Origin of the sequence: Stenotrophomonas maltophilia group sp. msm4 (assembly GCF_032025605.1) — a bacterium.
Classification (GTDB): Bacteria; Pseudomonadota; Gammaproteobacteria; order Xanthomonadales; family Xanthomonadaceae; genus Stenotrophomonas; species Stenotrophomonas sepilia.
The window spans coordinates 487,544-499,579 of the sequence record NZ_JAVSKK010000004.1; the positions used below are offsets into that span (position 1 = coordinate 487,544).

Consider the following 12,036-nt stretch of genomic DNA (forward strand, 5'->3'; position numbering starts at 1 on the left):
TACCGGGTTCAGGCCTCCTCGCGCACGTAAGCGAACGACTCGTCCAACCGCTCGAAGCCGATCACATCAGCGACGATGGCCTGTGCGTCGTCTTCGCTGATGTTTCCTTCTTCAATATCGTCAACGCGGGCGAACAACCGCTGCAACGCCGCGAACTGGTCGCCGCGCAGGAACGACTGGTGGCTCTGCAGCCAGCGCTGCAGATTGCCGGCCAGCTCGCCATGCGACAGCAGCGTATACGGCGCTTGGTAGTCGGCAACGGCTTCGACCATCTTGCGGAACAGGAAATCCTGGTAGTTGGCGGCCAGCACATCGGCACGATCATCGTCATGCCACACCAGCACGACGGGCGGCTCGGCAGAATCGGGCGCGTTGCTCCAGAAGCAGTAGCTGTCGCCCGCGCCGGTCCGCGCAAAGGGCAGCAGTTGCAGGTCTGTGCGCAGGGGATTGTAGTGGTCCTCGGCGGTCAGCTCCTGCCACGCTTCGAGCAGCTCATCGTGTTCCAGCGGTTCGTATTCCTGGGCGTACAACAGCACCGGTGGATCCGCCTGCAGCGTCGGGAACACCACCTCGGACCAATCCGGATGCGAACTGCCCCAGCTCAACCGGCCTGCTACCTGCAACTGCTTGAACAAAGGGGGGAAGGCCTGCCCGGTGGCCTGTTCGATGTCAGAGAGTGCGCTCATGGAAGTCCTTGTCGATAGAGGTCGCCCAGCTTGCCCGAATCCTCGCAGGAGATGAACCGGCAGCAACAGGTGGCGGGACTAGACTGCAACCACCGGATGCAGGAAATCACTGCCATGAACGCCACTGCCCGCAACTTCATCATCAACATCGACGTGCCCGACCTGGCCGCCGCCGAAACGTTCTACCTGGCCGCGTTTGGATTGCGCATCGGTCGTCGGCTCGGTCCCGGCGCGGTGGAACTGCTCGGTGGGCCAACACCGCTCTATCTGCTGCAGAACGAGGCTGGCAGCGCCGCCACCGAAGACGGCGACGTGCGCGACTACGAGCGTCATTGGACGCCGCTGCACCTGGACTGGGTGGTGGAGGACATCGACGCCGCGTTGATGCGTGCGGTCGCGGCCGGGGCGATGCTCGAGCAACCGGTGCGCGAGCGCCGCTGGGGCCGTATCGCCGTGCTGGCCGATCCGTTCGGGCACGGCTTCTGCCTGATCCAGTTCAGTGGCGAAGGCTACGACGTGCTGGTCGAGTGAATTGCCGTCTGCATTGCGGGCGCCAATCCACGCATGGCGCGGATCTACTGGTCTGGTCCTGGTGGACGCCATCCGGTAGGTGCCGACCGTTGGTCGGCACTCCTGCAGCACCTCACTCCCGCAACATATCCACGAACGCACGCAACGCACCGGGCATCTGCCGTTGCTTCGGGTAGTACAGCGCAAACCCGGCGAACGGTTCGCTCCAGTCTTCCAGCACCGCCACCATCTGCCCCGATTCGATATACGGCCGCGCGGTGTCTTCCAGCACGTAGGCCAGGCCGATGCCATCAAGTACCGCGCCGACCACGGTGCCCTGCTCGCTCAGCGTCAGCCGTCCGGGCACGTCGATTTCCAGCGCCTGCCCACCGCGCTCGAACTGCCACTTGTACAGATGCCCGCTGGCGAAGCGGAAGCGGATGCATTCATGCGCGGCCAGGTCGCGCGGATGCAGCGGCGCCGGATGCCGCCGCAGGTAATCCGGCGAGCCGACGATCAGCCCACGCAGCGGCGGCCCCATCGGCACCGCCACCATGTCCTCGGGCACGAACTCGTGCAGGCGCACGCCCGCGTCGTAGCCCTCGGCGACGATATCGACCAGCCCATCATTTTCGGTCAGCTCCACCCGCACGTCGGGATGAGCGTGCAGGAAGCGCGCCAGCCGAGGCCGCAGCTGGGTCGCCACCGCCGCGCGGGTGGCGTTGATGCGCAGCAGGCCGGCCGGGGCGGCGCGGAAGTGGTTCATTTCTTCCAACGCGTCATGCACCTGCCCCAGCGCCGGCTGCAAGCGCTCCAGCAGGCGCTGCCCGGCCTCGGTCAGGGCCACGCTGCGCGTGGTGCGGTGGAACAGGCCCACGCCCAGTCGTTCTTCCAGCGCGCGGATCGCATAGCTCACCGCCGAGGTCGACAGCGCCAGCTCGGCGCCAGCGCGGCGGAAGCTGCGGTGGCGGGCAACCGCCGCGAACGCGGCCAGGTGGGAAAGGTTGTCAGTGGCCATGATTGTGCAGTTTCACTTGATGAATCATGCCGATATCCACGCTTCTTGCCATTGGGAACGCGGCGTATTGTAAAGCGCCTTTCGATAAACCCTGCCAAGGATTCCCCATGTCCCTCGCCCGTGGTTACGCCGCCCATTCCCATACTGCTCCGCTGGTCCCCTATGAGTTCGAACGCCGTGCGGTCGGTCCCGACGATGTGCGCATCGAGATCCTCTACAGCGGCATCTGCCACTCCGACCTGCACCAGGCCCGCGATGACTGGGGTGGCTCGATCTACCCGATGGTGCCGGGCCACGAGATCATCGGCCGCGTCACCGAGGTCGGCAGCAACGTCACCCGCTTCAAGGTCGGCGACCACGCCGGCGTGGGTTGCATGGTCGACTCCTGCCGCCACTGCGACGCCTGCCAGCACGACCTGGAGCAGTACTGCGCCGAGGGCGCGACCTGGACCTACAACGGCCGTGAACGCGAAAGCGGCGCACCGACCTACGGCGGCTATTCCGACCACGTGGTGGTAGAGCAGCGCTTCGTGGTGAAGGTCTCCGACACCCTCGACCTGAAGGCGGCCGCACCGCTGCTGTGCGCCGGCATTACCACGTGGTCGCCGCTGCGCCATTGGAAGGTCGGCCCGGGCCAGAAGGTCGGCGTGATCGGCCTCGGCGGCCTCGGCCACATGGGCGTGAAGTTCGCCAAGGCGCTCGGTGCGCACGTGGTGATGATCACCACCACCCCGGAAAAGGGCGCCGATGCCAAGCGCCTGGGCGCCGATGAGGTGCTGGTCTCGCGCGATGCGGCGCAGATGAAGGCGCACGCCGGCAGCTTCGACTTCCTGCTCAATACCATCCCGGTCAGCCATGACACCAATCCGTACATGGGCCTGCTCAAGCGCGAAGCCACCATGTGCCTGGTGGGCGTGCTGACCGAACTGGACCCGCCGTTGACCGGCGGCAGCGTGATCTTCGGCCGCAAGCACCTGACCGGCTCGGCGATCGGCGGCATGGCCGAAACCCAGGAAATGATGGACTTCTGTGCCGAGCACGGCATCGTCAGCGATGTGGAGATGATCGACATCAGGAACGTCAACGAAGCCTGGGAGCGCATGGCGAAGAACGATGTGCGCTACCGCTTCGTGATCGACATGGCGACGTTGAAGAACGCGGCCTGAGCCAAGGCAGATGTGGAAATGAAAAACCCCGGCAATGCCGGGGTTTTTCTTCTGGTAGTGCCGGCCGCTGGCCGGCAACCCCGCATGACGGTCAGTACGCGAACTCGCGGAACACCGGATCGACGTCACCATGCCAGCGGCCATGGAACAGCGCCAGCTTGCGCTCGGCCGGGGTCAGGCCGGATTCGACGATCTCCTGCAGTACGTCCAGGAACTTGCTCTCGTCCTGGCCATCGGCATTGCGCGCAGCACGGCGCTTGAGGCCTTCCACGGAAATCCTGACCGCTTCCCGGGCCAGGTCGCGCACCGTGCCGTTGCGGAACGGCAGGTTCATTGCATGCTTCGGCACGCCGTCACGCAGCGCATGGCGCTCGGCCAGGGTGAAGTCACGCACCAGGTCCCAGGCAGCGTCCAGTGCAGTGTCGTCGTACAGCAGGCCCACCCAGAACGCCGGCAGCGCACACAGGCGGCTCCACGGGCCACCATCGGCGCCGCGCATTTCCAGGTACTTCTTCAGGCGCACTTCCGGAAACGCGGTGGTCATGTGGTCCGACCAGTCGCGCAGTGTCGGCAACGCGCCCGGCAGCACCGGCAGCTTGCCCTGCATGAAGTGGCGGAAACTCTGCCCGCTGGCGTCGTGGTAGGTGCCGTCGCGATAGGAGAAGTACATCGGCACGTCGAGCAGGTAATCGACATAGCGCTCGTAGCCGAATCCATCCTCGAACACGAAGTCGAGCATGCCGGTGCGGTCGGCGTCGGTGTCGGTCCAGATGTGCGAGCGATAGCTCAGGTAGCCGTTCGGCTTGCCTTCGGTGAACGGCGAATCGGCGAACAGCGCGGTGGCGATCGGCTGCAGCGCCAGGGACACGCGGAACTTCTTCACCATGTCCGCTTCGGTGGCGTAGTCCAGGTTCACCTGCACCGTGCAGGTACGGGTCATCATGTCCAGGCCCAGCGAACCGACCTTGGGCATGTACGCGCGCATGATCTTGTAGCGGCCCTTCGGCATCCACGGCATTTCATCGCGCTTCCACTTCGGCTGGAAGCCCATGCCGAGGAAGCCCAGCTGCAGTTCGCCGGCCACCTGCGCCACTTCGTTGAGGTGGGTGCCGGTCTCCACGCAGGTCTGGTGGATGGTCTCCAGCGCCGCACCTGACAGCTCCAGCTGGCCGGCCGGTTCCAGCGTCACCGAGGCCCCATCGCGCAGCAGGGCGATGGTGCAGCCATTCTCCTGTACCGGCTCCCAGCCGAAGCGGACCAGACCGTTGAGCAGTGCTTCGATGCCGCGCTCCCCCTCGAAGGTCGGCGGGCGCAGGTCATCCAGGCGGAACCCGAACTTCTCGTGCTCGGTGCCGATGCGCCACTGCGCGCGGGGCTTCTCGCCGGAGGCGATCACCTCCACCAGCTGCGAGCGGTCGGTAATGGGGGTATCGGCGACGTGGCTGGGGCTCGACAAGGGGAAGGCTCGCTGGACGGTGGCGGGGGATGTGGGGCTCGCGGCCTTCCATCGCAAGGGCGCACTATAGCGTGGCACCTCGTTGCGTCATGCGACGGTGACGGGTTTCAGCATCCTACCGACGCCCTCTTGACCCTCGTACACTCAACGTCATGAGCCGCCATTCACGACACCCCGAACTGCACCGCTCCGAGCGCGTCGGCTGGCTGCGTGCCGCCGTGCTGGGCGCCAATGATGGCATCGTCTCGGTGGCCGGCCTGGTGGTCGGCGTGGCCGCCGGCGGCGCCTCCGCTACCACCATCCTCGCCACCGGCGTGGCCGGCACCGTGGCCGGCGCGATGTCGATGGCCGCCGGCGAGTACGTCTCGGTACAGACCCAGGCCGACACCGAGGACGCAGACCTGGCAATGGAAAGGCGCGAGCTGCGCGAAAATCCGCACAGCGAGCTGGAGGAGCTGGCTTCGATCTACCGCCACCGCGGCCTGGAGCCTGCGCTGGCACGGCAGGTGGCCGAACAGCTCACCGCCCATGATGCGCTGGGTGCCCACGCCCGCGACGAACTGGGCATCACCGATACCCTGCGCGCCCGCCCGCTGCAGGCAGCGCTGGCCTCGGCCGGTGCGTTCACCTGCGGCGCGGTGCTGCCTGTGCTGACCGCCCTGCTCGCACCGGTCGACAGGGTCGCACTGATGACCACGGCCAGTACCCTGCTCGGCCTGTGCCTGACCGGCGCAGTGGCGGCCAGGGCCGGCGGCGCACCGCCGGTTCGCGGCGCGATCCGGGTGATGTTCTGGGGCGCATTGGCGATGGCCGCGGCGGCCGGCGTCGGTCGCCTGTTCGGTGCCCACGTGTCATGACCGCCATGCTGCCACCGGCCACCGCACTGCTGGCCGAGATGGCCAGCCTGGCCGGCTGCGCACGCGCCGAAGGTTATGCGTGCATCACCGCTCGGCGCGAACATGGCGCCAGCTCGGTGGAGATTCCACAACCGCAGTTCGCGATCCTGCTGGAAGGCCGCAAGCAGGTGCGTACCGCGCACCAGTCGCTGGAGTTCATCCCCGGCGACATCCTGCTGCTGACCCAGCGCTGCCGCATCGATGTGGTCAACACCCCCGACCCACGCAGTGGCCGCTACCTCAGCGCCATCGTGCCGCTGTGTGCCGAAGTGCTGGCGGCCGCACGTACGCTGTGGAGCGGGGAGCTTCCCGCCGCCGGTCATGCGATGGCGCGACTGCCGTTGATCGATCATGGCGTGGTGCTGCGCCAGTGGCGGCAATCACTGCAGGACGGCCGTTACAGCGAAGCGCGGCTGGCCCTGGCCTCGTTGGTACTGACCCTGTGCCGGCAGGGCCACGGCAACCTGCTGCTGCCGCAGGCGCCGAGCCTGGGCGAACAGATCCGCGACCGCATCGCCGCCGAACCGGCTCGCGACTGGCAATCGCGTGATGTGGAAGCGCTGTTCGCGCTGAGCGGCGCGACCCTGCGCCGTCGGCTCGCCGCCGAGGACACCAGCCTGCGCCAGCTGCTCACCGAGGCCCGGCTGGCGCATGGCATGCAGTTGCTCTACACCACCGACCTGCCGCTGAAGACCGTGGCCGCACGCGCGGGCTACCGGTCTGCGGCCAGTTTCAGCAAGCGCTTCGCCGAGCAGTACGGGCTGGCTCCCACAGACATTTGAGGGGGTTCGGCAGGGCTTGCAGCCCTGCACCTGCAGACGCGACGGCAACAGCCGAAGCAACAGCAACAGCGTGCATTCCGTGAGGTGGCGGGACGGTGTCGGAGTGCGGGGACGCCGCAAGTACGTCCCTGTAGGCTTGGCAGCCGCATCCATGCGGCTGACACCCCGCACTCCGACACCGCCCCACCTCTGACAGATCGTCGCGGCTGTTGGTAGGTGTCGACCTTGGTCGACACATCTGTCAGACATCGAAATCGATCTGACCCCAAGAGAATTTCCAACAGATCACGGAAAACTGTCGAAGGCGGGGTGGGTCCGGTTGCGGGAGTGTCCGCGGCATGGATGCCGCGGCCAAGCCCCCATGGTGAAGTGACCCCCGAGACTTGGACGGTGGGGTCAGGCGGCTGCTTGGGCCTGTTCCCGGTACTTTACCGGGCTTAGCCCCTTCAATTTCAATCTGATTCGCTCTTGGTTGTAGTACTTGATGTACTCCACCAGCCCGGCCTCCAGGCTTTCGATGCTGTCAAAGCTGTTCAGGTAGAAGAACTCCGACTTCAGCGTCCCGAAGAAGCTTTCCATTGCCGCATTGTCCAAGCAGTTGCCACGTCGGGACATGCTTTGCTTCAACGAGTGCTTTTCCAGCATGTGCCGGTAGTTCTCATGCTGGTACTGCCAGCCCTGGTCGGAGTGGATCATTGGCCGCTCATCCGGCGAAAGCTTCTTGATGGCCTCCTCCAGCATCTGACCTACCAGATCGAACACAGGCTGGCGCTTGATCTGATAAGCCACGATTTCACCGTTGTAGAGGTCCATGATCGGCGACAGGTACAGCTTCATGCCTTGCACCTTGAACTCGGTGACGTCAGTCACCCACTTCTGGTTGGGCCGCTCGGCATGGAACTGGCGATTGAGGTCATTGCCAACCACAACATTGGCGGCCCCTTTGAAGGACCGGTAGCGCTTCACGCGTACCCGTGATTTCAGGCCCATCTCCCCCATCAGGCGCTGTACCCGCTTGTGATTGGTCCGATGGCCCTGATTGGCCAGTTCCAGCGTCACCGTGCGATACCCATAGCGCCCTTGGCTTTGATCGTAGATTGCCCGGATGCGCTCGCACAGGGCTGCCTCATCCTGATCCGGATGGGCCAGGACATGGTTCTGGTAATAGAACGTACTGCGTGACAGCTCTGCCGCTTCGAGCAGAAGCGACAGCGGATGAACCTGCCTCAATCCTTGGATGGCTTGCGCTTTGCGTCCTGCGCCGCCTGCTCTTCCCGGATCAAGGCATCGAGTTTTTTTAGGTAGTCGGTCTCCGCACGCAGATAGGCAACTTCCTTGAGCAGCTCATCGCGGCTCATTTCCTCAGGTGGCTTGGACGAACGGGTCTTTTTCATCGGCTTTCGGGGCGGCGGCGGAGGTGGTGCCAGCGCTTGGGCACCGCCTTGAGCATACAGGCGACGCCACCGACCCACCGCGCCGGCATCGCCAATTTGAAAGTAAGTGGTGGCCTCCCGCCCGGACATGCCGTCCTGGCCCATCTTCTTCAGGACAGCCAGCTTGAATGCGAGGTCATAGGACTGGGACTGGCGATGAAATCCCCGCCAACCATGCAGCCGATAGGTCGCCACCCAGCGCCTGACCGTGGAGAACTCCAGGCCGTAGCGACGAGCAACGGCTTTGACCGATGTGGAGGTCTTGCAGGCCTGTTTGGCGACCTGCAGTTTGAAACGCGCGTCGTATCTGTTCATGTATCCCTCGGGGTCGGATCTGATGTCCAACTCCCGGGGGTCACTTCATGGACGGGTTTACGGCGTCTCCCGCAACCGGACCCACCCCGCCATCCCACGGATAGCCCGCTGTTGCTGTTGCTGTTGCTGTTGCTTCGGCCGTTGCTCTGGCTCGTAGCGGGTGCAGGGCGCAGCCCTGCAGACAACACCCCCTTCCCTGAGCATTCCACGCAGTGGTTTGAGCGCCGTGCGCACGCCAGTCACGGCACGCTAGGCCAACGGAACCCCCGTCATCCACCGAGAACCCTCATGACCCTGCGCCACCTTCCCCTGCGCTCCGCCCTGCTGCTGGCCCTGTCCGCCCTGCCACTGGCCGCGCTGGCCGAAGCCACCTCGCCCGCGCCCACCCAGCAGGTGCCCGGCGTCTACCACCAGCGCGTCGGTGCGCTGCAGGTCACCGCCCTGTTCGACGGCGTGGTCGCGCTGGGCCGGCAGGAAGTGGTCGACGTGCCGCCGACACTGGTCAGCCGCCTGTTGGAAGGCCGCTACGTGCCCGAAGACAAGAAGGGCCTGCAGACCGCGATCAACGCCTTCCTCGTGCGCCAGGGCAACCACCTGACCCTGGTCGATACCGGCACCGCGCAGTGCTTCGGCCCCGGCCTGGGCCAGGTGCTGGGCAACCTGCGCGCCTCCGGCGTGGACCCGGCCGAGGTGGACGAGGTGCTGCTGACCCACGCCCATCCGGACCACCTGTGCGGGGTGCTCGATGCGCAGGGCAAGCCGGCCTACCCGAATGCCACCGTGTGGCTGTCCAGGGCCGATGCCGACTACTGGCTCAACCCGGCCAGCGAGGCTTCTGCGCCGAAGGGTGTGCGCTTCGCCTTCCCGCTGGCACGCAACGCGGTGGCGCCGTACCAGGCCAGTGGCCACCTGCGCACGTTCAACCCCGGCGATGCCCTGCCCGGCGGCGCGGTGGCAATGGACACCCATGGCCACACCCCCGGCCACGTCTCCTACCGGTTCGACAGCCAGGGCCAGTCACTGCTGGTGTGGGGCGACGTGCTGCACTTCCATGCGGTGCAGTTCGCGCACCCGGAGGCCGCGTTCGAGGCCGATTCGGACCGCAAGGCGGCCATCGCCAGCCGTCGCGGGCTGCTGCAGCAGGCCACCGCCAACGGCTGGTGGGTGGCCGGTGCGCACCTGCCGTTCCCCGGCCTGGGCCACGTCCGCAGTGAAGGCCAGGCCTATGCGTGGGTCCCGGCGGAGTATTCGCCGTTGAAATGACCTCGTGTAGCGCCGAGCCCATGCTCGGCTACCACGCGCAGCGTGCCGGGATTCCGCAGCCGAGCGTAGGCTCGGCTCTACAGGAAGGCAGGGAAGGCCTTATTCCAGCCCCAGCCAGCCGCCGATCACGGCGCGCGCTTCGTCCACGCCGGTACGGTCTTCGCCGGAGAACACCTGCACGCTGACGCTGTCACCGTAAGCCGATTGCAGCTCCTTGCGCACCTTCTGCAGGGACTGCATCTGCTGGCTGCGGCTGAGCTTGTCGGCCTTGGTCAGCAGGGCGTGCGCCGGCAGGCCGCGCTGCACGGCATAGGACAGCATCTGCCGGTCGTAGTCCTTCAGCGGATGACGGATGTCCATCACCACCACCAGCCCCTTCAGGGCCTCGCGGGTGCGGAAGTACTTGTCGATGAAGGCCTGCCAGTGCGCCTGCAGGTCCAGCGGCACCTTGGCGTAGCCGTAACCGGGCAGGTCGACCAGATGCGACTCCGGGGTGACCTGGAAGAACACCAGCTGCTGGGTACGGCCGGGGGTCTTGGAGACACGCGCCAGGGCGTTCTGGCGGGTCAGCGCGTTGAGCGCACTGGACTTGCCGGCGTTGGAGCGGCCGGCGAAGGCCACTTCGGCCCCTTCGTCGGGCGGCAGCTGCCGCACGTTATGGGCCGAAAGGTGGTAACGGGCGCGTTCGATGAGCAATGACATGTGCCTAGGATCGCATGTTGCGGCGCCGCGCGCCCGTGCCGGCGGCCTTTGCGGGCATTTTGCTGCACTGCTGCGTTGACCGTGCGCGGAAACGGCGTTGATAATCCGAACGATGCCGGCGGCCACCGCCCGGCCCGGTCCATACGGAGCTTCAGCATGCGCCACGCTCGCGTTCTTGCCGTATCCGCCCTTGCCACTGCTGTAGTCGTTGCCGCTGCTGCGTTCGCGCAGACCACGTTGACCCCGCTGCCCGACAATGGGCCGATCAACACCGCCTCGCTGGAGGTGGATTTCAGCAAGACCCACTGGGGCGATGCCAAGGCCGGCCAGGCCAAGGCCTCGGCCTGCGCGGCCTGTCATGGCGTCGACGGCAATTCCACGGTGGACATGTATCCGTCCATTGCCGGCCAGAGCGAGCGCTACGTGGCCCAGCAGATGGCCCTGATCGCCAATGGCCAGCGCAGTTCCGGCGCGGCAGTGGCGATGGTGCCGTTCGTGCAGAACCTCACCCCGCAGGACATGCGTGATATCGGCGCCTACTTCGCCACGCAGAAAGCCAACGCCGGCATCGCCGATGACACGGCGGTGACCGAGGGCCCGTACAAAGGCATGAAGTTCTACGAGATCGGCCAGCAGCTGTACCGCGGCGGCGATGCCAAGCGTGGCCTGCCGGCCTGCATGGCCTGCCATGGCCCCAGCGGTGCCGGCAATCCCGGTCCGGCCTATCCGCACCTCGGTGGGCAGCACGCCAGCTATGTCGCGCGCCGCCTGCAGGAGTACCAGGCCGGCCAGACCAACGAGACCGACAAGGCGCACTTCCAGATCATGGCCACGGTCGCGCAGAAGCTCAGCGAGCAGGAGGTGCAGGCGCTGTCGAGCTACCTGCAGGGCCTGCACAACAAGGCCGACGATGTGGCCGCCGCGGCCACGCCAACACAACCGGCTGCCGCCCCCTGACCACCACTGGTCGGCCCGGGCCGCGACGACGGCCCACGGCTGCGGTATGTTTCCTTCACGCCGGCGGCTGCGCCGGCGTTGCTTTTTTCAACGGAGATGCGTGTCGATGAGGTTGATTTCCCGCCTGCTGTTGTCCGTGCTGGTGCTGCTGCCGCTGGCAGCCTGCGCCGCCACCCCCGCCAATGCCCCGCTGGTCGAGGGCAAAGACTACGAGCGCATCGCCCAGCCGGGCCCGTTCCAGCCGCTGGCCGGCAAGATCGAGGTAGTCGAAGTCTTCGGCTACACCTGCCCGCACTGCGCCCATTTCGAACCGCAGCTGGAAGCCTGGGCGGCCAAGCTGCCGGCCGACGTGCGCTTCACCCCGGTCCCGGCGGCCTTCGGCGGTGCCTGGGATGCCTGGGCCCTGGCCTACTACGCCGCCGATGAAGTCGGCGTGGCCAAGCGCAGCCATGCCGCCGTGTTCAAGGCCCTGCACGAGCAGGGGTCGCTGCCGATGCAGAACGTCTCGGCCGATGAGCTCGCCACCTTCTACAAGGCCTACGGCGTGACCCCGGACCGCTACATCCAGGCCCTGCGCGGCGATGCCGTGCAGAAGAAGGTCGACGCCGCGCGCGCGTTCGCCCAGCGCACCAAGATCCCGGGCACACCGGCCCTGATCATCAACGGCCAATACCTGGTGCGCGGCGAGAGCTTCGACGACCAGCTGCGCATTGCCTCGGCGCTGATCGCGCAGGCGCGCGCCGCCCGCGGCCGCTGAACCAACACCCACCACCGACACGGCGTTGTCGCCGCCGCATGTCATCATTTCCCCTTGGCCGGCGCTTGCCGCCGGCCCCACCTTTCCAGATGCTG

Annotated in this window: 12 protein-coding genes; 7 read left to right on the top strand and 5 right to left on the bottom strand. The window is 66.3% G+C overall.

Going from position 1 to position 12,036, the window contains the following annotated elements; all coding sequences use genetic code 11:
* Positions 1 to 8: 8 nt before the first annotated feature.
* Entirely contained in the window at positions 9 to 686 is a 678-nt protein-coding gene (locus ROV93_RS20460) for an SMI1/KNR4 family protein (RefSeq protein WP_072167621.1), read from the bottom strand.
* A 114-nt stretch (positions 687 to 800) separates the two neighbouring features.
* Here ROV93_RS20460 and ROV93_RS20465 point away from each other — a divergent pair, with 114 nt between their 5' ends.
* Positions 801 to 1,217 carry a VOC family protein gene (locus ROV93_RS20465; protein WP_072167688.1) on the top strand — a complete coding sequence of 139 codons (417 nt, stop codon included), beginning with the start codon at positions 801 to 803 and terminating at the stop codon, positions 1,215 to 1,217.
* 112 nt (positions 1,218 to 1,329) lie between these two features.
* Here ROV93_RS20465 and ROV93_RS20470 read toward each other — a convergent pair whose 3' ends face one another.
* Positions 1,330 to 2,214: a LysR family transcriptional regulator gene (locus tag ROV93_RS20470; RefSeq protein ID WP_061479601.1), complete on the bottom strand. Its 885-nt coding sequence runs from the start codon at positions 2,212 to 2,214 to the stop codon at positions 1,330 to 1,332.
* A gap of 107 nt (positions 2,215 to 2,321) precedes the next feature.
* On the opposite strand from ROV93_RS20470, the gene ROV93_RS20475 reads away from it, so the two are divergent.
* Positions 2,322 to 3,380, top strand: a complete 1,059-nt coding sequence (locus ROV93_RS20475) for an NAD(P)-dependent alcohol dehydrogenase (protein WP_061479602.1) — start codon at positions 2,322 to 2,324, stop codon at positions 3,378 to 3,380.
* Between the two features lie 91 nt (positions 3,381 to 3,471).
* Here the strand turns inward: ROV93_RS20475 and ROV93_RS20480 are convergent, their stop codons facing one another.
* Entirely contained in the window at positions 3,472 to 4,836 is a 1,365-nt protein-coding gene (locus ROV93_RS20480) for a glutamate--cysteine ligase (RefSeq protein WP_072167622.1), read from the bottom strand.
* Positions 4,837 to 4,988: 152 nt separating this feature from the next.
* Here ROV93_RS20480 and ROV93_RS20485 point away from each other — a divergent pair, with 152 nt between their 5' ends.
* The gene (locus tag ROV93_RS20485; protein ID WP_072167623.1) at positions 4,989 to 5,693 is read left to right on the top strand and encodes a VIT family protein; all 705 of its coding nucleotides are present in this window, start codon (positions 4,989 to 4,991) and stop codon (positions 5,691 to 5,693) included.
* A complete protein-coding gene (locus ROV93_RS20490) occupies positions 5,690 to 6,514 on the top strand; it encodes an AraC family transcriptional regulator (RefSeq protein WP_061479605.1) in 825 nt (274 codons plus the stop codon). Before ROV93_RS20485 ends, ROV93_RS20490 begins: the two co-directional genes overlap by 4 nt.
* A 396-nt stretch (positions 6,515 to 6,910) precedes the next feature.
* Here the strand turns inward: ROV93_RS20490 and ROV93_RS20495 are convergent.
* Positions 6,911 to 8,262 (bottom strand): IS3 family transposase gene (locus ROV93_RS20495; protein ID WP_312538352.1). Its coding sequence is split into 2 segments (ribosomal slippage): positions 6,911 to 7,815 and positions 7,815 to 8,262, totalling 1,353 coding nucleotides; the frame shifts between segments, so codons are not numbered across the junction.
* Between the two features lie 288 nt (positions 8,263 to 8,550).
* Here ROV93_RS20495 and ROV93_RS20500 point away from each other — a divergent pair.
* The gene (locus ROV93_RS20500; protein ID WP_072167151.1) at positions 8,551 to 9,525 is read left to right on the top strand and encodes an MBL fold metallo-hydrolase; all 975 of its coding nucleotides are present in this window, start codon (positions 8,551 to 8,553) and stop codon (positions 9,523 to 9,525) included.
* Between the two features lie 99 nt (positions 9,526 to 9,624).
* On the opposite strand, the gene yihA is transcribed toward ROV93_RS20500, so the two are convergent.
* Positions 9,625 to 10,227, bottom strand: coding sequence for a ribosome biogenesis GTP-binding protein YihA/YsxC (yihA, locus tag ROV93_RS20505; RefSeq protein ID WP_072167152.1), 603 nt, complete (start codon positions 10,225 to 10,227; stop codon positions 9,625 to 9,627).
* 156 nt (positions 10,228 to 10,383) lie between these two features.
* Here yihA and ROV93_RS20510 point away from each other — a divergent pair, with 156 nt between their 5' ends.
* Both ROV93_RS20510 and ROV93_RS20515 read left to right on the top strand, forming a co-directional pair.
* Positions 10,384 to 11,184, top strand: a complete 801-nt coding sequence (locus ROV93_RS20510; protein WP_072167153.1) for a c-type cytochrome — start codon at positions 10,384 to 10,386, stop codon at positions 11,182 to 11,184.
* Between the two features lie 106 nt (positions 11,185 to 11,290).
* A complete protein-coding gene (locus ROV93_RS20515; protein WP_072167154.1) occupies positions 11,291 to 11,941 on the top strand; it encodes a thiol:disulfide interchange protein DsbA/DsbL in 651 nt (216 codons plus the stop codon).
* Positions 11,942 to 12,036: the final 95 nt, after the last annotated feature.

Coding starts and splice junctions, on each gene's coding strand:
- ROV93_RS20485 (WP_072167623.1), top strand. CDS start 4,989: ATGAGCCGCCATTCACGACACCCCGAACTGCACCGCTCCGAGCGCGTC.
- ROV93_RS20515 (WP_072167154.1), top strand. CDS start 11,291: ATGAGGTTGATTTCCCGCCTGCTGTTGTCCGTGCTGGTGCTGCTGCCG.
- ROV93_RS20510 (WP_072167153.1), top strand. CDS start 10,384: ATGCGCCACGCTCGCGTTCTTGCCGTATCCGCCCTTGCCACTGCTGTA.
- ROV93_RS20490 (WP_061479605.1), top strand. CDS start 5,690: ATGACCGCCATGCTGCCACCGGCCACCGCACTGCTGGCCGAGATGGCC.
- ROV93_RS20475 (WP_061479602.1), top strand. CDS start 2,322: ATGTCCCTCGCCCGTGGTTACGCCGCCCATTCCCATACTGCTCCGCTG.
- ROV93_RS20465 (WP_072167688.1), top strand. CDS start 801: ATGAACGCCACTGCCCGCAACTTCATCATCAACATCGACGTGCCCGAC.
- ROV93_RS20460 (WP_072167621.1), bottom strand. CDS start 686: ATGAGCGCACTCTCTGACATCGAACAGGCCACCGGGCAGGCCTTCCCC.
- ROV93_RS20470 (WP_061479601.1), bottom strand. CDS start 2,214: ATGGCCACTGACAACCTTTCCCACCTGGCCGCGTTCGCGGCGGTTGCC.
- yihA (WP_072167152.1), bottom strand. CDS start 10,227: ATGTCATTGCTCATCGAACGCGCCCGTTACCACCTTTCGGCCCATAAC.
- ROV93_RS20500 (WP_072167151.1), top strand. CDS start 8,551: ATGACCCTGCGCCACCTTCCCCTGCGCTCCGCCCTGCTGCTGGCCCTG.